The following is a 24,565-nucleotide window of genomic DNA, read 5'->3' on the forward strand; positions in this document are numbered from 1 at the left end:
ACGGTGAAAAGCGTTGCCAACAAAATCTTGCAACAAATCGACGCACACGTCTTCCCAGTGGTCCCGGCAGTGTCTATGTTCACCATTGGTCCCACCGGTGTCACCGGTGGGGCGTCTCCACCGGCCTGTACCCCCGTTGGGCCGGTTCCCTCACACCGGAGGTACCACGTGCGCAAAGTCGCAGTGGGTCTGCTCGGGCTTTCGCTGACGGCGACAGGTCTGGTGACGGGCACGTCCGCCAGCGCCGCGCCGACGCCGAAGTTGCCGGCGGCCGCCCCATCGGTCGCCGAACCCGCCCACAAGGACCACGATCTGCCCAACCCGCTCGAGGACAAGCGGCGGGCGCTGCGCCAGGAGGGCCTCAGCGAGGTTCTCTCCGGCAAGGCGAAGGCGCAGAAGATCAACGGCAGCACGGTCGTCAAGGTGGGCAAGACCCAGGCTGACGGCCAGAACGCCCGGGTGGCGTCGGCCGGCGGCCAGACGGAGGACCAGTACGTCGAGCTCGCCCGCAAGCGGACCGACAAGATCTTCGTGATCCTCGCGGAGTTCGGCAACGAGCGGCACCCGAACTACCCGGACCAGGACACCGACCCGGACACCCCGGGCCCGACCCGGTTCGACGGGCCGCTGCACAACGAGATCCCGGCCCCCAACCGCGCGGTGGACAACTCCACCGTCTGGCAGGCCGACTACAGCGCTGACTACTTCCGCAAGCTCTACTTCGGAACCGGTCAGGGCGACGAGTCGCTGAAGCAGTACTACGAGGCCCAGTCCTCGGGTCGTTACAGCGTCAACGGCACCGTCACCGACTGGGTCAAGGTCCAGTACAACGAGGCCCGGTACGGCCGTTCCGACGGCTACCCCTGCGCCTCGAACGTCTGCACCAACACCTGGGCCCTCGTTCGCGACGCCGCCAACAAGTGGGTCGCGGACCAGAAGGCTCAGGGTCGCACCGACGCCCAGATCGCCGCCGACGTCAAGGCGATGGACGAGTGGGACCGCTACGACTTCGACGCCGACGGCAACTTCAACGAGTCGGACGGCTACATCGACCACTTCCAGATCGTCCACTCCGGCGGCGACCAGGCCGACGGTGACCCGTACCAGGGTGAGGACGCCATCTGGAGCCACCGCTGGTACGCCTTCGCCTCCGACCAGGGCAGCACCGGTCCGGAGAACTTCCCGGCCGGCGGCACCCAGATCGGCACCACCGGCGTCTGGATCGGTGACTACACGATCCAGCCGGAGAACGGCGGCCGGAGCGTCTTCTACCACGAGTACGGCCACGACCTCGGTCTGCCGGACGACTACAACGTCACCAGTGGTGGGGACAACAACAACGAGCACTGGACCCTGATGGCCCAGAGCCGGCTCGGCGCCAAGAACGACGGTGGCATCGGCGAGCGGGGCGGCGACCTCGGCGCCTGGAACAAGCTCCAGCTCGGCTGGCTCGACTACGAGGTCATCAAGGCCGGCCAGCAGCGCACCCTGGATCTCGGTCCGCAGGAGTACAACTCCGCCAAGGCGCAGGCCGCCGTGGTGGTGCTGCCGCAGCGGGAGTACACCTTCGAGAACGGCAAGCCGTTCGAGGGGACCAAGCAGTACTTCTCCGGCAACGACGACGACCTGAACACCACGATGACGCGGACGATCGACCTCACCGGGAAGACCAGCGCCGCGCTGACGATGAAGGGTCGCTACAACATCGAAGAGGACTACGACTACCTCTTCTTCGAGGCCTCGACCGACGGTGGCCAGAGCTGGACCACGCTGCCGGGTACGGCCAACGGCAAGGCGCTCAAGGAGATCTCCGCCGGGCGCTTCGCCCTGGACGGCTCCAGCGGCGGCCAGTGGGTCGACGTCAACATCCCGATGGACGCCGCGGCCGGCAAGGTCGTGCAGTTCCGGCTGCGCTACCAGACCGACGGTGGTGTCTCCTCGGGTGGCTTCTACGGTGACGCGATCACCATCACCGCCGACGGGCAGACCGTGCTCAGCGACGGTGCCGAGGCCGGCGCCAACGGCTGGACCTTCAACGGCTGGACCACCGTGGAGGAGACCTACAAGCGCAAGTTCGACAACTACTACATCGCCGGCAACCGGTCGTACGTCTCGTACGACCAGTACCTGAAGACCGGCCCGTACTTCTTCGGCTACGCGAACACCCGCCCGGACTACGTGGACCACTACGCGTACCAGGAGGGTCTGCTGATCTCCTACTGGAACCTCCGGTGGGCCGACAACGACACCTTCGTCCACCCGGGCGAGGGTCGGAACATGATCATCGACGCGCACCCGCGGCCGATCTACAACCTGACCGGTAACCCCTGGCGGGCCCGCGTCCAGGTCTACGACGCGCCGTTCAGCCTGAAGAAGGCGGACTCGTTCACGCTGCACATCAACAGCCAGCCCTCCTACATCCGGGGCCAGGCCGCGCAGCCGCTGTTCGACGACACCAAGAAGTACTGGTACGAGGAGCTGCCGAACCACGGCGTCAAGCTCCCCGCCACCGGCACCAAGATCCGGGTCCTGAAGCAGGACGGCACCTCGATGAAGGTCCGCTTCTCCTGATCCGCTGATCAACGTTCCACCGATGCCCGGGCAGGTCACCTGCCCGGGCATCGCCCTTTCCGCCGGGGGCCCGCCCCGGGACGGAACCGTGCAGGCCCCCGGCGAGTCCCATCCGGGTGACACCACGAACCGCCGCCCTGCCGGCCGCTCTCGCGCTGGCGCTGCTCGTACCCCTGGCGGGCTGCGCCGGGAACGGAGACCCCGTGTCCGACGACCCGACGCCCCCGCGCCCGTCCGCCTCGGCCGGCGCGGGCTCCCCGCCCGCGACCGCGCCCTCCGGTCCGCCGGCGGGCTCGCCGGTCCCGTCCGCGGGCCGGCCCACCCCGCTCTCCGCCACCGAGCCGCCGACCCTGCCGCGACCTGCCGGACCGCCGAAGAAGCCCACCGACAGCCGCGTGACGGACGTGCTCGCCGGCCGGATCACCCGCGGCGGCTCCGGCCCCTGCTACGGCCTGGTCACCGACGACGGCCGGGAGTACGCCCTGCACGGCAGCGGAGTGGGCACCCTCGGCACCGGCACCACCGTGCTGGTCACCATCGCGCCCCCCGACCCGGCCCACGACTGCGGGCCGGGCACCCGCGCGAGCATCGTCAAAATCAGCCGGGTCGGCTGACCGGACCCGGCGCTGCGACCACCCACCGGGTCGCCGAGACGGTCAGCCTGCACCGGGGTCCTAGGCTGTGCCCCATGACCGAGCAGCGTGGCGGACCCGTCGACGAGTCCTGTGTCCTCACCGAGGGGCCGTGGACACACCGCTTCGTCGGAGCCAACGGCACCCGGTTCCACGTGGTCGAGGCGGGCACCGGCCCGATGGTGCTCTTCCTGCACGGCTTCCCCGAGTACTGGTGGGCCTGGCACGAGATGCTCCCGGCGGTCGCCGACGCCGGGTTCCGGGCGGTCGCCGTCGACCTGCGCGGCTACGGCGCCAGCGACAAGCCACCCCGGGGGTACGACGGCTACACCCTCGCCGCCGACGTGGCCGGCCTGATCCGGGCCCTCGGCGAACGTTCCGCCACGCTGGTCGGCGCGGGCGCGGGCGGCATGGTCGCCTGGACGGCCGCCTCGTTCCACCCGACCCTGGTACGGCGACTGGTGGTGCTCGGCGCGCCGCACCCGCTGCGCCTGCGGGCCGCCCTCTTCGCCGACCCGCGCGGGCAGTTCGCCGCCTCCACGCCGGCGCTGAAGTTCCAGCTGCCCCGGTACGAGCACGTGCTCACCCGCAACGGCGCGGCCAGCGTCGAGGAGATGCTGCGCCGCTGGGGCGGGCCGGACTGGGTGGCCGGGCCGGAGTTCCGCGCGTACGCGGACCACTGCCGGGAGGCCATGCAGATCCCGCAGGCGGCCTTCTGCGCGATGGAGGGCTACCGGTGGGCGTTCCGGTCGGTGCTGCGCCTGCACGGCTACCGGTTCGTCCGGCTGATGCAGAAACCCCTGGTCACCCCGACCCTGCAACTGCACGGCGCGGTCGACGTCGCCGCGCTGCCCCGCACCGCCCAGGGCTCCGGCCGGTACGTCGTCGCCCCGTACGAATGGCGGCTGCTCGACGGGGTCGGGCACTTCCCGCACGTCGAGGCGCGGGACGTGGTGCTCGGCGAGATCCTGCGCTGGACGAAGTCCTGACCGCTCAGACCCGCTGCTCGCGCAGGTCGGCGACCTCGGCCGCCGGCGCCCAGCCCTGGTAGACGCCGAAGTCGAAGACCTCCAGGCCCATCGCCTGGGCCACCGGCCAGCGACCGCCGGTGTACTCCACCCGCAACCAGCCGTCGTGCTCGCCGAGCACGATGAACGGCTGCCCCTGCCAGGTGCAGGTGGTCCGCACGTACGCCAACCCCTCGACCTCGGCGGCGGGCAGGACCCGGACGTGCCGGCCGGGGCGTACCTCCTCGAAGCCCTCGGCGGGCTCCGACTGGTAGATCCGGACGTCGTCGCCGTCCGGGCTGGCCTGGTATTCCCGGCCGCGCCAGCGGACCACGTAACCGTCGCGCATCAGGGCTCACCCACCTGTCGCCAGAGCAGCGCGTCGGTGTCGAGGATGGCGATCACCCGCTCGGTGCCGTCCGCGCCGATGCGCCACAGCTGCGCGCCGTGCGGCAGCCGGGCGCTGTCCACCTTGAACTCGGCCACCACGTCGCTGCTCTCGCCCGGGGCGAACCCGTTGCCCCGGAACGGTGCCCGCTCGATGACCCAGCCCTCCATCGCCCGCATGGCGGCCTCGTTCTGCCCGCCGTACGGGATGCGGTAGAGGCTCGGCCGGTACGCCGGCCAGCGCAGCACGTAGATCCGGTCGGCGTCGCGGGCGAAGGGGGAGCCCGGGTAGCCCAGGCCGAGCGCGTCGTGCAGCTGCGCCGGGGTGTTCAGGTGCGCCAGCTCGTTGGCCCGGTGCACGAAGCCGGAGACCCGGTCGTACCCGCGCTCCAGGTAGTAGGCGAGCTGGCTCGGCGCCACCGCCTTCTGCATCGCCACCGGCCGGGTCGGGTCGGTGACCGGTGGGGCGTACCGGGGGCGCTCGACCGGCTGCTCGGCGGCGGCCGCCTCCGGCTCGACGTCGGCGTCGTCGCCCAGCCCCACCTCGGCCGCCCAGTTGGCCAGGCCGACGATCTGCTCGCCGGGCAGCTTGGCCCCGATCGGGCTGCCCGGGTTGACCGCGAACGACCAGGCCGGATCCGGCCAGCGCCGGATCAACTGCACGAAGCGGACCTCGACCGTCTCCACCGGCTCGCCGCCGTGGTCGGCCAGCCGCTCCGGCGAGGTGTGCACCACCACGTACTTCTCGCCGTCCAGCTGATCGGTGCGCCACACGAAGCCGGGATCGCCGGGGCGGCTGCCCGGCGCCGAGTCGGGCGCGACCGGGAGCAGCACCCGGGCCAGCAGCAGGGTGGAGAGGAAGGTGTCGGTGCTGCCCGCCCCGGCGGCGTTCAGCAGGTTCTCCTCCACGTCGTTGGCCGGCTGGAAGGCGAGCAGCTCGGCGGCCGTACCGGTCGGCCCGGTCGGCGTTCCCGCGACGTCCTGGGACGTGGGAGTGGCCGACGGATCCGGCTCGGTGGGAGCGGCCGGGCCGGCCTCCGGGGCCGGGGAGACCGGAGCCGGCGACACGAAGGCGGGCGAGACCGGAGCCGGGAAGACCGGAGCCGGTGACACCGAGGTCGACGCCGGGAGATCCGGGGCCGGTGACACCGGGGCCGAGGGAGCAGGAGGTGGCGGGACCGGGGCGAAGGAGGTGGGAGCCGGGGCGATCGGCGGGGACTCGGCGAAGAGCCCCCCGCCCGCCGGTCCGTTCCGGGTCGCCGTGCCGCCGCCCGGGACGGGTCCGTCCCCGACGGTGGCCGCCGACGACGCCGGGAGGTCCCGGGACTCGATGACGGTGCCCTCGATGACGATGGGCGTGAAGCCGCGTCGCGGCGCCGGGGGCCCGGAGACCGGCTCGGCGATGGACGGCGGAAGCTCCTCGGTGACCTCCGGCCCGGACGGCGGCGCGGGCCACCCGGCCGGGTCGGGGAGCGGCTGGGTCGGTTCCTCGGCCGGAGTCGGCTGCCGTCGCGGTAGCGCCTGGGTCGCCTCGACGCCGGGCGGGTCCACCCGGAACGCCCGGGTGGGTTCCTGCGCCAGGGGGTCGGGCCGGCGGGCCACGAACGGTGGTTCCGGTGCCGGAATCGGCTGGGTGACCTGCTCGTCCGGCGTGTCGACCCGGAATGCCCGGGTCGCCTCGTCGCCGCTCGGCGCGGTGGCGGGCCGGCGCCTCGGGAAGGGCTGGCCACCGAGCCCGGGCCGGGGCGGGACGGCCCGGTCCCCGGAGCGCAGCGGATTGTCCCGCACCGCTCGGGCCGCCGCACCGCGCGCGGAGGCGGGCTCGAAGAAGGAGGTACGACCGTTGGTCCCGGCCGCGTCGGCACCCGTGGAGGGGGGCTGCCCGAGGCCGCCGAGGTGACGCCGCCGGGAGGCGCCCAGCCAGGCCGGCTCGGTCGGGGCGGCGGCGGGACGGCCGCTCGCCGGGACCCCGTCGCGGGGCGGCCGACCGTCGACGGCGACGTCGGTGCCGGCCGGCTGGCCGGCGGCGACCGGGCCGCTGCCGGCCGTTCGTCCGCCGGCGACGGGATCGCCGCCCGTCGGGCCGCCGGCGGCGACCGGGTCGGCGCCGGCCGGGCGGCCTGCGTCCGCGACGGACGAGCGGGGGGCCGGCACGTCGGTCGGGTGGGGCGCCACCGGTACGCGCGTCGGCGTGGCGGGCGGCGCGTACCCGCCGGGCGGGTCGCCGACAGCGGTCGGTGGCGCCGCGGTCCGGGGCGCCCCGCCGGACGCCGTCCGGTCGGCGGTGTCGGACCGGCCCGCCGTGGGCTCGCGACCGGACCCGCCGTCGGCCCGGGCCCGGGCCAGCGACTCCGCCCGCTCCAGCCGGGCTCGGGCACCCAGGGTACGGCCGGGCAGGCGGACGTCCCCACGGGAGAGCTGGGAGACGAACCAGGCCGGCAGGTAGCCCTCGACCGGCAGGCCCGGGTTGACGGCCAGCCACCACTCGTGGTTGGGCCAGGCGGCGGCGAGGTCGGCGAACGGGCTGCGCCGGCTCGGCCCGGCGGTGGCGCCCAGGCAGGCGTGCAGCGCGGCCAGGGAGGTGAAGGCCAGCACGTGGGTCCGGCCGCCGGTGGTCCAGGTGCCCCAGCCCATCGGCGCCTCGCCGGCGAGGGCCTGCGCGGAGACCGGGAGGAACAGCTCGGTCCGGGCCAGGACACGGAAGTAGAGTTCCTGGTCGTTGGCCTGCAGCGCGTCCCGCAGCGCCACCTCGGCCTCGGTAGCCGGCTCCCAGTCGGTCACGGCCACCTCTCCTCCCGCGAACAGGCCATAGGCATCGCGTACAACCTACAAGGTGGGAACGCGATCACAATGGCTGGACGGCGGCGGCCCGCCGGGCATACCTGTGAGGCGCTAACATCCGGTTCCGGAGTCGACACGATACGGAGGCGGTCGATGTCCCGACCCGGCGCGCGATCGGCCGTCACGAGCGTGGCGACGGTCCTGCTCGCCGCCCTGCCCGCCCTCGCCGTGTCGTCGGCCACCCCGGCGCGGGCCGCCGCGCCGGCCTGCGCCACCCCACTCGCCCCCGTCCGGCCGGTCGCCGCCACCCCCTGGCCCCAGCAGCGGTACGCCCCGGAGCGGCTCGCCCCGCTGGCCACCGGCGCGGGGATCACCGTCGCGGTCGTCGACTCCGGCGTCGACAGTCGGCATCCGCAGCTGCGGGGACAGGTGCTCGACGGCGCCGACTTCCTCGACCGGGGCGGGGACGGCACCCGGGACTGCGCCGGTCACGGCACCGGGGTGGCCAGCATCATCGCCGCCGCCCCGGGCGCCGGGGTCGCCTTCCACGGGCTCGCGCCCCGGGCCCGCATCCTGCCGGTACGGGTCAGCGAGCAGCAGGTGGTCGAGGGGCGCGAGTCGGGACGTACGGTCAGCGCGGCCGACTTCGCCCGGGCGATCCGGTGGGCGGTGGACCACGACGCCGACGTGCTCAACCTCTCCGTCGTGCTGTACGCCGACGACCCGGCCGTCCGGGCGGCGGTCGCCTACGCGGTACGCCGGGACGTGGTCGTGGTGGCCGCCGCCGGCAACCTGCACGACAACGGCGACCCACGCCCCTACCCCGCCGCGTACGACGGGGTGCTCGGGGTCGGGGCGATCGCACCGGACGGTTCCCGGGCGGGCTTCTCCCAGACCGGCCCGTACGTCGACCTCGTGGCGCCGGGTGGGGACGTGCTGATGGCCGCCCCGGTGCAGGGGCACCTGCGCGCCGAGGGCACCAGCTACGCCACACCCTTCGTGGCGGCGACCGCGGCGCTGGTCCGCCAGTACCGGCCGAGCCTGACCGCGGCCCAGGTGGCGCAGCGGATCGTGGGCACCGCCGACCCGGCGCCGGGCGACGACCGGGGCGGGTACGGCGCCGGAGTCCTCAACCCGTACCGGGCGGTCACCGACGCCGGCTCGGGCCCGGCGGGGCGGTCCGTCGCGGCGACGCTGCCGGCGGACCGGCCCGACCCGGCGGTGCTGGCCCAGCGGGCCCGCCGGGCGGCCGCGCGGGATCGCGCCGTGCTGGTGGCCACGGTCGCCGGAGCGGCGGTGGTGGTGGCGGTGCTGCTGGCCGTGGTGCTGCCCCGCGGTACCCGCCGCGGCTGGCGTCCCGCCGGGCCGGCCTGACCCGCCCCACACCGGAGTTTCGCCGCCCCGAGCCGGGGCTCCGCCGCTGCGGCGGGAACGACGGTGGCGGCGCCGACGGGGTCGTCGGGCGCCGCCACCGGGCCGGCTCACTGGAACAGGCCGACGTTCCGCTTCTCCGTGTTGAGGTAGTCGGACGCGGAGTCGTCCACCGCGAGCTTGATGTCGCGCAGCATGGCCTGGAGGTCCTGCGAGGCGGACCGCCACCGGGCCTGCCGCTGCTCGTACGCCTGCTGCGCGTCACCGGCCCAGCCGGCCACCAGCGGAGCCGCGTCCCGCTCCAACTGGCCGAGCTGCGAGTCGAGCGTGTTCAGCGCCTTCTGGATGTCCGCGCCGGCCTGCTGCAGCGCGGCGAAATTGACGACCAGCACACCGTGGTCCATCGGATGCTCCCTCTCCCGGGTTCTGGTTACAGCGGCAGCTGGATGCCGCGGTTGGTGCCGGCGACCCGGCCGGCGGCCTCGGAGTCCGAGACGTCGTACTGCTGGCCGGCGGTGCGGATCGCCGACGCGGTCTCCCGCAGGGCCCGCTGCAACGCGGCCTGGTCCTGCGACCACTGCTGCTTGACCTGCTCGAACGACCGCCCGCCGGCGCCGCGCCAGGCCTGCTGCAACACCTCCAGCTCGGCCATCAGGCCGCTGAGCATGCTCTGCAACGACTGGTCCACCTGCTCGAACTTCGCGGCGGTCTGCTGCATCACCGCGGCCTCTGCCTGGGTCTGGGACACCCGGACGTCACCTCGTCTCCTCGGTCGGGCTGGCCGTCGGGACGTCCAGGGGTGGACGTCGCTCGTGCCGGTCGCCGGGGTCGATGGCCCACGACGGCGACGGTCAGCGGATCTCGTCGCTGACGGTAGCGACCCGATCGCGGTTCTGCTACCCCCTGGGCCTCCCCTGTGGACAACCGTGGGACCCGTGGCGTCCGCCCGCACCCCTACGATGGGTCACGCCGCCGTCGCGGAGCGGTCCGCGCGGATGGCCGGGCAGCCGGGGCGGCCCGACGTGTCGACCTGAGGAGAACCGGTGACGGTCATGACGACCGGGCGCGCGCAGCGGCCGGCCCCGCGCCAGCCCCTGCCGCCACAGTGGATTCCGACCGCCGCCCGCCCGTCGCGGGCCGTCCGGGCCGGCCAGGTCGTGGCGGCGCAGGTCGCGCTCGCCCTGCCCGCCGCCGCGCTGGGCCGGGGGGTCGGGCCGATGGTGCTCGCCCTCCTCGGCAGCGCGCTGCTGCTCGTCACCGTCGCGTGCCGCTGGCGGGGCCGGTGGCTCTTCGAGTGGCTGGTCACCGCCGCGGGGTACGCCACCCGGCGGCACGGCCTCGAAGCCGGGGCGGGTCCGGCCGAGCTGCTGGCACTGGTGCTGCCGGGGGCCGCGATCCGCCCGGTGGAGCTGGCCGGCGGCCCGGCCGGGGTGGTCGACGACGCCCACGGGCTGACCGCCCTGCTCGAACTGGGCGACCCGGGTGACCTGCTCGGTGACGGGCCGCGCCCGCTGCCGACCCCCGCCGCGCTGCTGCCGTCCGGCGCGCCGGAGCATCCTCCCGTCCGCCTCCAGCTGCTGCTGCACTCCGCGCCCGCGCCGGCCCCCGACACGGCGGGCGGCACCGCGGGCACCTCGTACCGGCAGCTGACCGAGGGACGGCTGCCCGGGCAGGAACGGGCGCTGCTCGCGGTCCGGGTGCTGCGGGTGGACGGCTGGTCCGACGAGGAGCTGCGCCGGGCCCTCTCCGGCACGGTCCGGCGGATCGTCCGCCGGCTCGGGCCGGTCACCGCCCGACCGCTCGGCGAGCACGCGGCGCTGCGCGTACTCGGGGAGCTGGCCCATCACGACGGCGGGCGGCCGACCCGGGAGACCTGGCAGTCGGTCAGCTCCGGCGACCTGCGCCAGGCCGGCTTCCGGTTGCGGCGCTGGCCGGACCCGCGCACCGACCTGGGCCGTCGCCTGGTACCCCGCCTGCTGGCCCTGCCCGCCACCGCGACCAGCGTGGCACTGGGCGCCGGGCCGCGAGCCGGCGCCGACTCCGCGCCCGTCCCGGTCGAGCTGACGGTACGACTGACCGCCCGCACCCCGGCCGAGCTGGACACCGCGACGCAGGCGCTGTACCGGCTGGTGACCGACGCCGGCGCCGAGCTGCGCCGGCTCGACGGAGAGCAGTTGGACGCGCTGGCCGAGACGCTGCCGCTCGCGGTGGCCGGCGTCCCGCCGGCGGCGGGGGACGCGGAGCCCCTGGAGCTGAGCCTGGGCGACGCCGGACTGATGGTCGGCGCGAACCGGCACGGGGGCGCGGTGACCGTCCGGCTGTTCCGCGCCGAGGGCACCCGGCTGGTGCTGGTCGGCGGGGTGCGCGCGGCCCAGTTGCTGGTGCTGCGGGCGATGGCGCTGGGCGCCCGGGTGGTGGTGCGGACCGGCCGGCCGCGCGCCTGGGAGCCGTTCGTCCGCGGGATCGGCGGCGTCGGGGGCGGTATCGCGGTGATCCCGCCCGGGCGGCCGGTGGGCGGGGCGCCGGCTTCGCCGCTGTGCCCGCTGCTACTGGTCGTCGACGCGGGCGCGGGGGACGCCGAGCCGACGGCGGGCCCGGCCTGGCAGGCCACCCTGGTGGTACGCGACGAGCTCACCCCGGCCGACGCGGACACCCTGGGCCGGGCCGACCTGGCGGTGCTGCAACCGCTGGACCCGCGGGAGGCCGCGCTGGCGGGGGCGGCCCTGGGGCTGGGCGGCTCGGCGGAGTGGCTGACCCGGATCCGCGACGACATGGTGGCGGTGGTCAACCGGCGGGCGCTGCGCTGGGCGCTGCTCTCCCCGACCCCGATCGAGTCGCAGCTGATCGGTCGGCCCGGTCGGCGCTGAACCGGGCGTGCGGAGGGTTCCCCGGGTGGATCTCCCGTGGCACGATCCCCGCCATGGGTTTTCTGAAGGGCCTTCTGATCCGGTTGGGCTCGACGGCGGTGGCCTTCTGGCTGGCGACGCTGCTCATCCCGGGCATCACGCTCGACTCCGACTCGGCCGTCGAGACGGTCACCACGCTGCTCCTGGTGGCGGTGATCTTCGGAGTGGTCAACGCGGTGCTCCAGCCGATCATCAAGAGCGTCGGGTGTGGCTTCTACCTGCTCACCCTCGGGCTGATCGCCCTGGTCGTCAACGGCCTGCTCTTCCTGCTCACCAGCTGGATCGCGGACCAGGCCGGGCTGCCCTTCCACGTCGACAGCTTCTGGCCGGAGGCGGTGCTCGGGGCGCTCTTCGTCGGCATCGTCACCTGGATCCTCGGCGCCGTACTCGACCGCGACTGACCGCTCGCCCGGCCGCCCGGACCGCAAGGCACCGGTCCGGGGGCCGGGCGGCCGGACGGGATCCGAACACCCGCGCGGCCAGCGGACGGGAATTGCTGGCGCGGCGGCGGGGCGGTCGGACTAGCGTCGCGGGATGTTCACCGTGACCCGCGCCGACGGCTACCAGCTCAGCACCGACCCGGACCTGCTCGACCTGGACCGGGTGCACCACTGGCTCTCCACCGACGCGTACTGGGCGCTGGGGCGCAGCCGGGGGACGGTGGCGCGCGCCTTCGCCCACTCGATCGCGTTCGGGGTGTACCGGGCCGACGGCACCCAGGCGGCGGTCGCCCGGGTGATCACCGACCGGGCGACCTTCGCCTGGCTCTGCGACGTCTACGTGGCGCGCCAGGAACGGGGACGGGGGCTGGGGAGCTGGCTCGCCGCTTCGGCCCGCGACCACCTGGCCGAGCTGGGCGTACACCGGATCCTGCTGGCCACCGTCGACGCGCACGGCGTGTACGCGAAGCTGGGATTCGGCCCCGTGAAGCCGGAGCTCTGGATGGAGCTGGACCGGCGGCAGGCGCCGGTGAGCCCGCTCACCGGAAAGGAACAGAGCACGGAATAGCCCCTTACGGTGGAGGGGTGAATCCGGTCCGACTCGGCTACCTGTACGGCTTCGGCGCCTACCTGCTCTGGGGCTTCTTCCCGATCTACCTCAAGCTGCTGCGCCCGGCCGGGCCGATGGAGATCCTCGCCCACCGGATCGTCTGGTCGGTGCTCTTCGTCGCCCTGCTGCTGGCCGCGCTGCGCAACATCGGCTTCCTGTACGCGCTGGCCCGCCGGCCCCGCACCCTGGCCGGGATCGTCGCCGCCGCCGCGCTGATCGCCGTCAACTGGGGCGCCTACATCTACGGGGTGAACTCCGACCGGGTGGTGGAGACCGCCCTGGGCTACTTCATCAACCCCCTCGTCGTGGTGCTGCTCGGCGTCTTCGTGCTGCGCGAGCGGCTCCGCCCGGCGCAGTGGGCCGCGCTCGGCGTCGGCGCGGCGGCCGTGGCGGTGCTCACCGTCGACTACGGCCGCCCGCCGTACCTCGCGCTCACCCTGGCGTTCAGCTTCGCCGGGTACGGGCTGGTCAAGAAGCGCCTCGGGCTGCCCGCGGCGGAAGGGCTCTTCGTCGAGTCGGCGGTGCTGGCGCTGCCCGCGCTGGTGTACCTGGGATGGCTGGCGGGGCAGGGACGCGCCACCTTCGGGCACGTCTCGGCCGGGCACACCGCGCTGCTGGTACTGGCCGGAGCGGCCACCGCGATCCCGTTGCTGCTCTTCGCCGGGGCGGCCAACCGGCTGCCCCTGTCCAGTCTCGGCATGCTCCAGTACCTCGCCCCGATCCTCCAGCTGGGCTGCGGCGTGCTGATCTTCCACGAGCCGATGCCGCCGGCCCGGCTGGCCGGCTTCGCCCTGGTCTGGGCGGCGCTGATGGTCTTCACCGCCGACGCGCTGCGGCACGGCCGGCGGACCCGCGCCGCCGCCCGTGCCGCCGCCCCGGTCACCGTCGCACCTCGGTGACCGGGGTCAGCGGACGTCGTAGCCGAGCACCGCGGTGCCGTCGGCGCGGACCAGCTCCAGGCGGACCAGCTCCGCGCCGGTGAAACGGGTCGCCCCGCTGAGGCGTACGTCGTCACCGGGGGCCGCCAGCCACGAGCCGATCTGCTCCGTCGCCCCGTCCGGCCCGTGCGCCACCAGCCGGAACGTGTACGCCTTGCCGTAGCCGGCGGTCGCGTCGTACCCGCACCGCATGGTGACCTCGGTGCCCCAGTCTGTGCCCGTCAATCCGATCTCGGCGTGCACCGGCACCTTCGCCGCCACCGGCTGCATGGCCACCATGCGGACCGCCTGCGCGGTCGGCGCGGGCGGCGCCGCAGGGCGCAGCAGGGACACCCCACCGGCCCCCACCACCAGGGCGAACGCGGCGGCGACCAGCGCGGTCAGGGCGTACCGCCCGCGGGTGGCGGACCGCTCGCGGCGGCGGCGGCGCCGGGCGGCGTCGAGCAGCGCGGGCACCTGGCTGTGCCGGGGCGGCGGCGGGAGGAACTCGTCCAGGGCGGCCGGGTCGAGCCGGCCGAGCAGCCCGGGCAGCACGGCGACCTCGGCGACCGCCTCGCGGCAGCTGGCGCAGCCAACCAGGTGCCGCTCGTAGGCGGCGCGGTCGGCGGGGGCGAGAGCACCCAGGACGTACGCGCCGTCGTCGTGCGCGAACTCGCAGCGGGTCATCCGGTCACCCCCATCTCGGCCAGGACCAAACGTAGTGAGCGCAACGCGTAGTGGGTGCGGGACTTGACGGTGCCCGGCGGCACGCCCAGTCTCGCGGCGGCCTCGGCCACCGAGCGGCCCTGGTAGAAGCACTCGACCAGCACCTCCCGGTGGGTCGGGGTGAGCCGGTTCAACGCCTCCGCGACGGTCCACGCCTCCACCGCGCGCTCCGCTTCGTCGACCGTCTCCGGCGGCTCGGGCAGTTCGTCGGTGAACACCTCGCCGACGCGGGTGGACCGGCGGCGCCAGGCGTCGATCGCCAGGTTCCGCGCGGTGGTGAAGAGCCAGGCACGGACCGAGCCGCGCCGGGGATCCAGCGACTCCGGGTGCCGCCAGGCCCGCAGCAGGGTCTCCTGCACCAGGTCCTCGGCCCGGGTGCGGTCACCGTTGACCAGCCGGAGGGCGTGCGCGTACAGCGCCTCCGCGTGCTCGTCGTGCAGCGCGCGCAGCAGTTGGGCGTCGTGGTCGCTGATGGCGATCCCCTCGCTCTCCGGGGCGAGTCCGGCGAAGTGCGTTCGCCCGTGGATACGCGCGGTGACCCGGTTCGGTTCACCGGTGGTCGGGCCGGACGCCGCGGCCGCAGCTGTTCACATTCACGTAACGCCCCGTCCGGCGGACGCTCACCCCGCCCTGGCAGCGTCCGGCCGGTACGCACGTCGGCGGTGCCGGTGTGCTCCCCACCTGCTTTCCAGGAGGCTCCTTCCATGAGCGACCGTCCCCGGCTGCTCCCGCTGCTCGGTGCCACCCGGCACGGCAGCCGTGATGCGATGACCTGTCTGTACCGGTGCGGCAACGCCTGTGACCACCCCGTCCCCAACACCTCCGACAACACGTACTTCGGCGACCTGGTGCAGACCGAGGTGTCGCGGCGCGGCGTCGTCCGGGCCGGCGCGGTCGGCGCGCTCGTGCTCGGCTTCGGCGGGGCTGCCGCCGGTGCCCTGGCCGGCGCCGGCCCGGCCGCCGCCGCGCCGGCCACGCCGGTCGTACCCGAGGTGACCGGCCTGGCCCGCCCGCGGCCCTCGGCCGGCTCCGGCGCGCTGACCTTCCGGCCGATCCCGCCGAACCAGCTCGACACCCTGGTCGTCCCCAACGGGTACGACCACGCGGTGGTCATCCGCTGGGGCGACCCGGTCGTGCCGGGGGCGCCGGAGTTCGACCTGCACGGGCAGAACGCCGCCGCGCAGTCGAAGCAGTTCGGCTACAACAACGACTTCGTCGGGGTGCTGCCGCTGGACCGGCGCGGCCGGCGGGCGCTGCTCGTGGTCAACCACGAGTACACCAACGAGGACCTGATGTTCCCGGGCTTCACCGGGATGGACGCGCTGACCGTCGAGCAGTTGCGCACGGCGATGGCCGCGCACGGCATGTCGGTGGTGGAGCTGGAGCGGGTCGACGGCACCGGGCGGTGGCGTCCGGTCGACCACGGTCGCCGGCCGTACAACCGGCGGGTGACCGCGCTGGGCACGAAGTTCGTGCTGACCGGCCCCGCCGCCGGCTCGGCCTGGCTGCGCACCGCCGCCGACCCGAAGGGCCGTACGGTCGTCGGCACGCTGAACAACTGCGCCGGCGGGGTGACCCCCTGGGGCACGGTCCTCTCCGGCGAGGAGAACTTCAACCAGTACTTCGTCGGCGGCGACGCCGCCCCGGAGGAGCTGAAGCCGAAGCTGGCCCGGTACGGCATCACCACCACCGCCCGGTACCCGAGCGGAAGCCGAAAGTGGGAGCGGGCCGACGAGCGCTTCGACCTGGCGGAGCACCCGAACGAGGCACACCGGTTCGGGTGGATCGTGGAGATCGACCCGTTCGACCCGGAGAGCCGGCCGCGCAAGCACACCGCGCTGGGCCGGTTCAAGCACGAGGGCGCGAACGTCATCGTGGCCCGCAGCGGGCACGTGGTCGCGTACATGGGCGACGACGAGCGCTTCGACTACCTCTACAAGTTCGTCTCCGACAGGAAGTTCATGCCGGGCGACTCGTGGGCGGCCCGCCGGCACAACCTGACCCTGCTGGAGTCGGGCAGCCTCTACGTCGCCCAGTTCGGCCAGACCAGCGCCGCCGAGATCGACGGCTCCGGGAAACTTCCGGCCGACGGCGCGTTCAACGGCGCCGGCCGGTGGATCAGACTGGTCAGCGGCAACCGCTCGTACGTCGACGGGATGACCGCCGCGGACGTGCTCACCTTCACCCGCCTCGCCGGGGACAAGGTCGGTGCGACCAAGATGGACCGTCCTGAGGACGTCGAGCCGAGCCTGCACACCGGCAAGGTGTACGTGGCGCTGACCAACAACACCGACCGCGGCAAGCCCGGCAAGGCCCCGGCCGACGAGGCCAACCCGCGCAACCTCAACAAGCACGGCCAGATCCTGGAGCTGGTCGAGGAGCGTGGCGACCACACCGCCGAGACCTTCGCCTGGTCGCTGCCGATCGTCGCCGGCGACCCGGCCGACCCGTCGACCTACTTCGCCGGGTACGACAAGACCAAGGTCTCGCCGGTCTCCTGCCCGGACAACGTCGCCTTCGACGCCACCGGCAACCTCTGGATCTCCACCGACGGCAACGCGCTCGGCAGCAACGACGGCCTCTTCGCCACGGCCGTCGAGGGACCGGAGCGGGGCCACCTGAAGCAGTTCCTGACCGTGCCGCTCGGCGCGGAGGCCTGCGGCCCGTTCATCACCGGTGACAACCGCTCGGTGTTCGTCGCCGTGCAGCACCCGGGAGAGGTCACCGGCGCCACCGTGGAGAAGCCGGCGTCGACCTGGCCGGACGGCGACTACGCCAAGCCGGGCGTGGTGGTCACCTGGCGGCTGGACGGCGGCCCGATCGGCAGCTGACGTCACCCCGTGCGGTCCGGCGCTGGACCGCCCCGAAGGGCCCCGCTCCCCGCCAGGGACGGGGCCCTTCGGCGTGGCGTGCCCCCGCTCCCCCGCCCGGTCCGCTCCGCCGCCCGCCCGCCCGCTCCGCCGCCCGCCCGCGCTGCCGCTCGGGCTGCTTCTGCCGTTCGGACCGCTCGGACCGCTCGGACCGCTCGGACCGCTCGGACCGCTCGGACCGCTCGGACCGCTCGGACCGCTCGGACCGCTCGGACCGCTCGGACCGCTCGGACCGCTCGGACCGCTCGGGAGCATGATGTGTTCGAGCGTGATACCTGAGAGGCATATTGATACCTGAGAGGCATCACGCTCATCAGGCAACGGCCCCGGACGACGGTCACGCTCCGACACCGCCACCGGCGACCACCACGTTCCGCAGAAGGCGCACGGGTGCCAAGCCGCATGAGTGCCAAGCCGAGGCCCCGAGCCGCTTCCGGGCGAGGCCGAGGCCGAAGCCACCCCGCCGTCGCGCCCAGGCCGAGCCCACACACCCAACGCCGAGACCCAAGCCACGGGCCCACGCGAGGCCCGAGCCACGGAGCCCACGGAGCCCGAGCCACGCAGGCCAGGCGGGATCGGGCGGCGGGCGAGGGCCGGGCGGCGGGGCGAGGCCAGGCAGGGGCCGGGCGGCGGGGCGAGGCCAGGCAGGGGCCGAGCGGGGAGCTAGGCCAAGCACGCCGGGCGGAACGGGGCCAAGCAGGGCGGGGCCGGGCAGGGGCTGGGCCGGGGCGGGGCAGGGCCGGGGCAGGGCAGGGCAGGGGCAGGGCAGGGGCCGGACCGGATCGGGCGCGGCCGGAGCCCGCCGGAGGGGTCAGGCGTCGGCGGCGATGCCGTCGGCGACGGCGCGGGCGGCAGTGAGCAGCTTGGCCCGGACCACCCGGGCGGAGGTCATCATCTCGCTCGCGGGCAGCGCGCAGGCCAGCACCACCCGGCGCTCCATGTCCTTGTCCGGCGAGACCAGGACGGCCGCGCAGGCGACGCCCTGGCGGAACTGTCCCAGCTCCAACTGCATGCCCCGCCGGTCCCCGGCGGCCAGGTCGGCCTCGAACGCCTCGACGCTGGTCAGGGTCGCGGTGGTGAACGGGCGCATGCCGTACTCACGCAGGTAGCGGAAGCGCTGCTCGGCGGTGAGGGTCGCCAGCAGGCTCTTGCCGAGCGCGGTCGCGTGCGCCCCCTCGTCGAAGCCGGGGACCAGGTCCTCCAGGTACGGCGAGCGGGGGCCCTCGGCGACCGCGGTGATCGCCACCTGGCCGCCCACGAACCGGCCGAGGTAGTGGCTCCAGCCGGTGTCCGCGGCGGCCCGGCGCAGCGTCTCACCGACCGCGGGCGGCCCCCGGAAGGCGGTGACCAGTTCCCGGTACCGGTCGGCGACCTCCAGCCCGACGATGTACGTGCCGTCCTCCCGGCGGATCACGTAGCCCTCGTAGGCCAGGGTGCGGACCAGGTGGTAGGTGGTCGCCACGGTCAACTCGCACCGGCGGGCGATCTGCTTGACGGTCAGCCCCTTGGGGGCACGACCGACCGACTCGAGCACGCGTAGCGCGCGGGAAACGCTCCGGATGAGATCCGAAGGCTCCGCCAGAGGGTCGCGCACAACCACCTCCGCCGCCGGGGGACTTACACCATATGAAAAACCACCCGGACGCGGAACGCCCGTTCGGGTCGAGAATGCCAGATCAGCCCCGTTCAGGCGGGTCGCCGTGAGACACGCCGAGGTGTCGGCAAGAGGACTCGCGTAGGTTGGCCGGACGATGACCGACACCGCCCTCACCTTTCCGCCCCGCCAGCCGTCCGTCCGCCCGGTGCGAGCCGGCGTCGGCGCCATCGTGACCACCATCGCCAGCGTGCTGCCCGTGTTCCTGGTCGGCGGGCTCGCCGTGCAGATGGGTCGGGACCTCGACTTCTCCCCCGCTGGGCTGGGCCTGGCGGTGTCGGTCTACTTCGGCGTCAGCGCACTGGCCTCGGTGCCCTCCGGCCGGCTCGTGGAGCGCCACGGCCCGGCGGTGGTGGCCCGTGCCGGCATCCTGCTCGCCGCCGGTTGCCTCCTCGCCATCGCGGCGTTCGCCCGGTCGTACCCGGTGCTGGTGGTCCTGCTCGGGTTGAGCGCCGCGGCCAACGCGCTCGGTCAGCTCGCCAGCAACGCGGCGCTGGCCCGGCACGTGCCGGCCCGCCGGCAGGGGCTCTCCTTCGGGGTGAAACAGGCGGCCATCCCGGTCTCCACGCTGCTGGCCGGCGCGGCCGTGCCGGCGATCGCGCTGACCGTGGGCTGGCGGTGGGCGTTCGTCGCCGCGGCGGTGGCCGCGCTGGCCGCGCTGGCCGCCGTACCCCCGGGGCAAGCCGGACCGGCCGGTCGGGCCGCGGCGGCGCGCGGCGGGCGGGCCACGGCGGCCCTGGTGGTGATCGGCGTCGCGGCGACCCTGGCCGCGGCGGCGGCGAACGCCCTGGGCACCTTCGTGGTCGACTCGTCGGTGGCGCGCGGCCTCGCGCCGGGGCCGGCCGGGTTGTTCCTGACCCTGGGCAGCGCGGTGTGCGTGACCGCGCGGATCGGCGCGGGCTGGCTCGCCGACCGGCGGGCCGACGGGCACGTCGCGGTGATCGCCGCGATGCTGGTGGTCGGCGCGGCCGGGCTGGCGCTGCTCGCCGTCGGCGGGACGGCGCCGCTGGTCGTCGGTGTGGTGCTCGGCTTCGGCCTGGGCTGGGCCTGGCCGGGGCTGATGAACTTCGCGGTGGTCCGGCTGCACCCGCAGGCCCCGGCCGCCGCCACGTCGATCACGCAGACCGGGGTGTACGCCGGCGGCTGTCTCGGCCCGCTCGGTCTCGGCACCACCGCCGCCGCGGTCGGCTACCCGACGATGTGGCTGACGGCCGCGCTGGCGATGCTGGCCGCCGCCGCCCTGATGCTCACCGGCAGCCGCATGCTCACCCACCACCCCCGGTCCCCCCGCACCCCAACCCGTTGATCATGAGGTTGACGGCGAAGTGGATCGCGAAAGGTGCCGCCAACCTCATGATCGGCGGGAGTCGAACGGGGTGGGGTCAGCTGGTGCGGTCGGCGATGTGGTCGCAGAGGGATTCGAGGGCGCGGCGGGCCGGGCCCTGCGGAAGCGGGGCGAGCTGGGCCCGGGCCTCCTCGGCGTGGCTGCGGACGGTCTCCCGGGCGCGCTTGAGCGCGGGGGACTCGCGGAGCAGACCGAGCGCCTCGGCGTGCAGCGCGTCGTCCACCAGCGGGCCGGTGGCCAGGATCTCCCGCAACCGCACCGAGGCGGCGTCGGAGTCGTCCGCGGCCTGGGCGTAGAGCACCGGCAGGGTGGGCACGCCCTCCCGCAGGTCGGTGCCGGGCGTCTTGCCCGACTGCACCGACTCGCTGGCGATGTCGAGCAGATCGTCGGAGAGCTGGAACGCCACGCCGATGGTCTCGCCGTACCCGGCGAGGGCCTCGATGTGCTCGGCGGACGCGCCGGAGAACATGCCGCCGAAGCGGGCCGAGGTGGCGATCAGCGAGCCGGTCTTCTCCGCGATCACGTGCAGGTAGTGGGCGACCGGGTCCTCGCCGTCGCGGGGACCGACGGTCTCCGCGATCTGGCCGTGCACCAGCCGGGCGAAGGTGCGCGCCTGCAGCCGTACGGCCTCGGTGCCCAGGTCGGCGGCGATGTCCGCGGCGCGGGCGAAGAGATAGTCGCCGACCAGGATCGCCACCGAGTTCGTCCAGCGGGAGTTGGCGCTGGGGGCGCCCCGCCGCACGGCGGCCTCGTCCATCACGTCGTCGTGGTACAGCGTCGCCAGGTGGGTGAGCTCCATCACCACCGCCGCCGGGACGACCTGCGCGGCGGCCGGGTCACCGAACTGGGCGCCGAGCGCCACCAGCAGCGGCCGGAACCGCTTGCCGCCGGCCTCGACGAGGTGCCGGGCCGCCTCGGTCACGAACGGGTCGGCGCTGGCCACGCTGCCCCGCAACTCGACCTCGACGGTGTCGAGCAGACCCAGCACGGATGCCTCGACCCGCGGGTCGGCGAGGTAGACGCCGAGCGCGCCGACCTGACTCGTGCCCGCCCGGCTCCGACGACCGCCGGAGCCGACGGCACCTGAACGCTCGTCCGCCGGTATCACCACGCCATCAACCATGCCACACCCGTTCGACCTGCTCGGGGTCGGGGATACGGCCGTGGGGCCGGCGCGCGTCCGCGCACCGGCCCCACAGCCCACCTCAAGTGGATCATCGTACGAACGCGGCGGCCTCGTTCGCCAGGTCGAGCAGCGGCGCCGGCGCCACACCCAGCACCAGGGTGGCCGCCACGCCGATCATGAGCGCCGTCGCGGTCAGCCCGCCCGGCACCGTGACGGTCGGGGTCGCCTCGCCCGGCTCGGAGAGCCACATCATCACCACGACCCGCAGGTACGGGAAGGCCAGCACCATGCTGGTCAGCACGCCGGCCACCACCAGCCAGGCGTGCCCACTCTCCAGGGCCGGCCCGAAGACCGCGAACTTGCTGGTGAAGCCGCTGGTCAGCGGGATACCGGCGAAGGCCAGCAGGATGAAGGTGAAGACCGCCGCGTAGAACGGCGAGCGGCGGCCCAGCCCGGCCCAACGGGACAGGTGGGTGGCCTCCCCGTCGGCGTCCCGGACCAGCGTCACCACGGCGAAGGCGGCGAGCACCGTGAAGCCGTACGCGGCCAGGTAGAACATCGTGCCGGAGATGCCCGCGCTGCTCGGGGCGAGCACCCCGACGAGCAGGTAACCGGCGTTGGCGATGGACGAGTAGGCCAGCAGCCGCTTGATGTCGGTCTGGGTGACCGCCAGCACGGCGCCGACCAGCATGGTCAGCACCGCCACCACGCCGAGGACCGGGGTGAAGTCCCAGGCCGCGTCGGCGAACGCCACGTGGAACACCCGCAGCAGGGCGCCGAACGCGGCGACCTTGGTGCAGGCCGCCATGAAGCCGGTGACCGGCGTCGGGGCGCCCTGGTAGACGTCCGGCGTCCAGACGTGGAACGGCGCGGCGGCGGCCTTGAAGAGCAGTCCGATGGCGAGCATCGCCATGCCGGCGAAGAGCAGCACCTCGCTGGCGGGCGACTCGCCGACCGCCGCGTGCACGGTGGCGAAGTCGACGCCGGCGGACCGGCCCGGGATGCCGGCGGTGAAGCCGTACACCAGCGCCACGCCGAACAGGAAGAACGCCGACGCGTACGCCCCGAGCAGGAAGTACTTCATCGCGGCTTCCTGGCTGAGCAGCCGCCGGCGACGGGCCAGCGCGCAGAGCAGGTACAGCGGCAGCGAGAAGACCTCCAGCGCGATGAACATGGTCAGCAGGTCGTTCGCCGCCACGAAGATCAGCATGCCGCCGATCGCGAAGGTGGTCAGCGGGTAGACCTCGGTCGCGCCGTTGCTCCCCTCGGCCTGCCGCCGGTCGTCGGCCGACTCGGCGGTGACCGCGGCCTGGGCGACGAACGCGCCGCCACGCTCCACCGAGCGCTCGCCGATGAGCAGCAGCGCCATCGCGGCGAGCACCAGGATCGCGCCCTGGAGGAAGAGCGTGGGCCCGTCCACCGCGATCGCCCCACCGGCGGTGATCAGCCGGTCGCCGGCGTTCAGCACCACCATCACCAGCGCGGCGAGCACCGCCAGCAGCGCGAACGACAACTGCACCAGGTGCCGGCGCCGACGCGGCACGAAGGCCTCGACCAGCACGCCGACCAGGGCGGCGCCGAGCATGATCAGGATCGGAGCGAGCGCCGCGTAGTCGATCGACGGCAACTTCAGCTCGGTCATTTTGCGGCCTCCTGGACGCTGCCGACCGTCGGGGCGGGATCGGTCCGGCCGACGTCGTTCATGGTCGCCTGGACGGCGGGGTTGATGACGTCGGTGACCGGCTTGGGATAGAAGCCGAGCAGCACGATCAGTGCGATCAGCGGGGCGACCACGACCTTCTCGCGCAGGCTGAGGTCGCGGCGCATGCCCTCCACCTCGGTCAGCTCCGGGTTGAGGGTGCCCTGCGTGGTGCGCTGCACCATCCAGAGCACGTACGCGGCGGCCAGGATGATGCCCAGGGTGGCGATCACCGCGACCGGCTTGTTCACCGTGAAGGTGCCGATCAGCACCAGGAACTCCGAGACGAACGGCGCGGTGCCGGGCAGCGCCAGCGACGCCAGGCCGGCGAAGAAGAGCACGCCGGCCAGAAGCGGCACCAGCTTGCCGGCGCCGCCGTAGTCCTTGATCAGGGCGGAGCCGCGGCGGGCGATCAGCATGCCCACCACCAGGAAGAGCAGGCCGGTGGCGAGGCCGTGGTTGAGCATGTAGAGCACCGCGCCGGTGCCGGCCTGGGTGGTGAACGCGAAGATGCCGACCCCGATGAACCCGAAGTGGGCGATCGAGGTGTACGACACCAGGCGCTTCAGGTCGGACTGGCCGACCGCCAGCAGCGCCGCATAGATGATGCCGATCAGGCCGAGCGCCAGCGCCCAGGGGGCGAACCACCGCGACGCCTCCGGAAAGAGCGGCAGGCAGTAGCGCAGGATGCCGAAGGTGCCGACCTTGTCCAGCACGCCGACCAGCAGCGCGGCCGCACCGGCCGGGGCGGCCCCACCGGCGTCGGGCAGCCAGGTGTGGAACGGGAAGAACGGCGCCTTGATCGCGAAGGCGAGGAAGAAGCCGAGGAAGAGCCAGCGCTCGGTCCCGGTGGAGATGTCCACCTGGGTCAGCGTCTGCCAGTCGAAGGTCTTTCCGCCGACGACCCAGAGGCCGATCACCGCGGCGAGCATGAAGAGCCCGCCGACGAGCGAGTAGAGGAAGAACTTCACCGCCGCGTACTGCCGCTGGTGGCCGCCGTAGCTGCCGATCAGGAAGTACATCGGCACCAGCATGACCTCGAAGAACACGTAGAACAGGAAGACGTCGGCGGCGGCGAAGACGCCGATCATCGTGCTCTCGAGGACGAGCAGCAGGGCGAAGTAGACCGGCACCGACCGCTTCGACGACTCGGCGTCGTGCCAGGACGCCAGGATCACCAGCGGCACCAGCACCGCGATCAGCATCAGCATGACCAGCGCGATGCCGTCGGCGGCGAAGGTGAAGTTGACCCCCCAGGTGGGGATCCACGGGTACGACTCACGGAACTGGAGCCGGTCGCCGCCCGCGGAGAACGACATCCACATGACGACGGAGAGCACCAGCACCAGCAGTGACCAGCCGAAGGCGACCTGCTTGGCCAGCTCGGGCCGGCGACGCGGCAGGAGGGCCACCACCAGGGCGCCGACCAGCGGCGCCACGGTCAGCACCGAGAGGAACGGAAAGTTGGACATTATTCGGCCTTACCTCCGTCGTCACTGCGTGGTCCGCCGGCGGGGGCGGGC

20 protein-coding genes are annotated in these 24,565 nt (G+C 73.9%); 10 read left to right on the forward strand and 10 right to left on the reverse strand.

Annotated features, from left to right (window positions below; all coding sequences use genetic code 11):
• The first annotated feature begins 183 nt into the window (after nt 1–183).
• The 3 genes from AC5L3Z_RS22505 (at nt 184) to AC5L3Z_RS22515 (ending at nt 4,192) form a co-directional block, all read left to right on the forward strand.
• Nucleotides 184–2,571 carry an immune inhibitor A domain-containing protein gene (locus tag AC5L3Z_RS22505; protein WP_494844875.1) on the forward strand — a complete coding sequence of 796 codons (2,388 nt, stop codon included), beginning with the start codon at nt 184–186 and terminating at the stop codon, nt 2,569–2,571.
• Nucleotides 2,572–2,687: 116 nt separating this feature from the next.
• Nucleotides 2,688–3,185, forward strand: a complete 498-nt coding sequence (locus AC5L3Z_RS22510; RefSeq protein WP_494844815.1) for a hypothetical protein — start codon at nt 2,688–2,690, stop codon at nt 3,183–3,185.
• Between the two features lie 74 nt (nt 3,186–3,259).
• Nucleotides 3,260–4,192, forward strand: a complete 933-nt coding sequence (locus tag AC5L3Z_RS22515) for an alpha/beta fold hydrolase (RefSeq protein WP_494844816.1) — start codon at nt 3,260–3,262, stop codon at nt 4,190–4,192.
• A 4-nt stretch (nt 4,193–4,196) separates the two neighbouring features.
• Here the strand turns inward: AC5L3Z_RS22515 and AC5L3Z_RS22520 are convergent, their stop codons facing one another.
• Both AC5L3Z_RS22520 and AC5L3Z_RS22525 read right to left on the reverse strand, forming a co-directional pair.
• Nucleotides 4,197–4,562 carry a UCP033725 family protein gene (locus tag AC5L3Z_RS22520; protein ID WP_334530771.1) on the reverse strand — a complete coding sequence of 122 codons (366 nt, stop codon included), beginning with the start codon at nt 4,560–4,562 and terminating at the stop codon, nt 4,197–4,199.
• The gene (locus AC5L3Z_RS22525; protein WP_494844818.1) at nt 4,559–7,378 is read right to left on the reverse strand and encodes an SseB family protein; all 2,820 of its coding nucleotides are present in this window, start codon (nt 7,376–7,378) and stop codon (nt 4,559–4,561) included. Before AC5L3Z_RS22525 ends, AC5L3Z_RS22520 begins: the two co-directional genes overlap by 4 nt.
• Nucleotides 7,379–7,531: 153 nt before the next feature.
• Here AC5L3Z_RS22525 and mycP point away from each other — a divergent pair, with 153 nt between their 5' ends.
• Entirely contained in the window at nt 7,532–8,752 is a 1,221-nt protein-coding gene (mycP, locus tag AC5L3Z_RS22530; protein ID WP_494844819.1) for a type VII secretion-associated serine protease mycosin, read from the forward strand.
• Nucleotides 8,753–8,859: 107 nt separating this feature from the next.
• Here the strand turns inward: mycP and AC5L3Z_RS22535 are convergent, their stop codons facing one another.
• On the reverse strand, nt 8,860–9,153 hold the full coding sequence (locus AC5L3Z_RS22535; RefSeq protein ID WP_334530747.1) for a WXG100 family type VII secretion target: 294 nt from the start codon (nt 9,151–9,153) through the stop codon (nt 8,860–8,862).
• 26 nt (nt 9,154–9,179) lie between these two features.
• Nucleotides 9,180–9,497: a WXG100 family type VII secretion target gene (locus AC5L3Z_RS22540; protein ID WP_334613994.1), complete on the reverse strand. Its 318-nt coding sequence runs from the start codon at nt 9,495–9,497 to the stop codon at nt 9,180–9,182.
• Between the two features lie 304 nt (nt 9,498–9,801).
• On the opposite strand from AC5L3Z_RS22540, the gene eccE reads away from it, so the two are divergent.
• The 4 genes from eccE (at nt 9,802) to rarD (ending at nt 13,604) form a co-directional block, all read left to right on the forward strand.
• Nucleotides 9,802–11,616 carry a type VII secretion protein EccE gene (gene eccE, locus AC5L3Z_RS22545; protein ID WP_494844877.1) on the forward strand — a complete coding sequence of 605 codons (1,815 nt, stop codon included), beginning with the start codon at nt 9,802–9,804 and terminating at the stop codon, nt 11,614–11,616.
• A 53-nt stretch (nt 11,617–11,669) separates the two neighbouring features.
• Nucleotides 11,670–12,056 carry a phage holin family protein gene (locus AC5L3Z_RS22550; protein WP_334530741.1) on the forward strand — a complete coding sequence of 129 codons (387 nt, stop codon included), beginning with the start codon at nt 11,670–11,672 and terminating at the stop codon, nt 12,054–12,056.
• 133 nt (nt 12,057–12,189) lie between these two features.
• A complete protein-coding gene (locus tag AC5L3Z_RS22555) occupies nt 12,190–12,663 on the forward strand; it encodes a GNAT family N-acetyltransferase (protein WP_494844821.1) in 474 nt (157 codons plus the stop codon).
• Nucleotides 12,664–12,680: 17 nt separating this feature from the next.
• The gene (gene rarD, locus AC5L3Z_RS22560) at nt 12,681–13,604 is read left to right on the forward strand and encodes an EamA family transporter RarD (RefSeq protein ID WP_494844822.1); all 924 of its coding nucleotides are present in this window, start codon (nt 12,681–12,683) and stop codon (nt 13,602–13,604) included.
• Nucleotides 13,605–13,610: 6 nt separating this feature from the next.
• Here the strand turns inward: rarD and AC5L3Z_RS22565 are convergent, their stop codons facing one another.
• Both AC5L3Z_RS22565 and AC5L3Z_RS22570 read right to left on the reverse strand, forming a co-directional pair.
• Nucleotides 13,611–14,309 (reverse strand): anti-sigma factor family protein, encoded by a 699-nt coding sequence (locus AC5L3Z_RS22565; RefSeq protein ID WP_494844823.1) that lies wholly within the window; start codon nt 14,307–14,309, stop codon nt 13,611–13,613.
• Nucleotides 14,306–14,827 (reverse strand): sigma-70 family RNA polymerase sigma factor, encoded by a 522-nt coding sequence (locus AC5L3Z_RS22570; protein ID WP_494844878.1) that lies wholly within the window; start codon nt 14,825–14,827, stop codon nt 14,306–14,308. Before AC5L3Z_RS22570 ends, AC5L3Z_RS22565 begins: the two co-directional genes overlap by 4 nt.
• Before the next feature lie 225 nt (nt 14,828–15,052).
• On the opposite strand from AC5L3Z_RS22570, the gene AC5L3Z_RS22575 reads away from it, so the two are divergent.
• Nucleotides 15,053–17,179, forward strand: a complete 2,127-nt coding sequence (locus tag AC5L3Z_RS22575; RefSeq protein WP_494844825.1) for a PhoX family protein — start codon at nt 15,053–15,055, stop codon at nt 17,177–17,179.
• An 850-nt stretch (nt 17,180–18,029) separates the two neighbouring features.
• Here the strand turns inward: AC5L3Z_RS22575 and AC5L3Z_RS22580 are convergent.
• Nucleotides 18,030–18,812: an IclR family transcriptional regulator gene (locus AC5L3Z_RS22580; protein WP_334531123.1), complete on the reverse strand. Its 783-nt coding sequence runs from the start codon at nt 18,810–18,812 to the stop codon at nt 18,030–18,032.
• A 157-nt stretch (nt 18,813–18,969) separates the two neighbouring features.
• Here AC5L3Z_RS22580 and AC5L3Z_RS22585 point away from each other — a divergent pair, with 157 nt between their 5' ends.
• The gene (locus AC5L3Z_RS22585; protein WP_494844826.1) at nt 18,970–20,178 is read left to right on the forward strand and encodes an MFS transporter; all 1,209 of its coding nucleotides are present in this window, start codon (nt 18,970–18,972) and stop codon (nt 20,176–20,178) included.
• 76 nt (nt 20,179–20,254) lie between these two features.
• Here the strand turns inward: AC5L3Z_RS22585 and AC5L3Z_RS22590 are convergent, their stop codons facing one another.
• The 3 genes from AC5L3Z_RS22590 to AC5L3Z_RS22600 all read right to left on the reverse strand — a co-directional run bounded on the left by AC5L3Z_RS22590 (nt 20,255) and on the right by AC5L3Z_RS22600 (nt 24,514).
• Complete coding sequence (locus AC5L3Z_RS22590) at nt 20,255–21,340, reverse strand: polyprenyl synthetase family protein (RefSeq protein WP_334531118.1); 1,086 nt, start codon at nt 21,338–21,340, stop codon at nt 20,255–20,257.
• Nucleotides 21,341–21,431: 91 nt separating this feature from the next.
• Nucleotides 21,432–22,985 (reverse strand): NADH-quinone oxidoreductase subunit NuoN, encoded by a 1,554-nt coding sequence (gene nuoN / locus AC5L3Z_RS22595; RefSeq protein ID WP_494844828.1) that lies wholly within the window; start codon nt 22,983–22,985, stop codon nt 21,432–21,434.
• Nucleotides 22,982–24,514, reverse strand: a complete 1,533-nt coding sequence (locus AC5L3Z_RS22600) for an NADH-quinone oxidoreductase subunit M (RefSeq protein WP_494844829.1) — start codon at nt 24,512–24,514, stop codon at nt 22,982–22,984. Before AC5L3Z_RS22600 ends, nuoN begins: the two co-directional genes overlap by 4 nt.
• Between the last annotated feature and the right edge of the window lie 51 nt (nt 24,515–24,565).

The sequence above is a fragment of the Micromonospora sp. LZ37 genome (assembly GCF_059359015.1).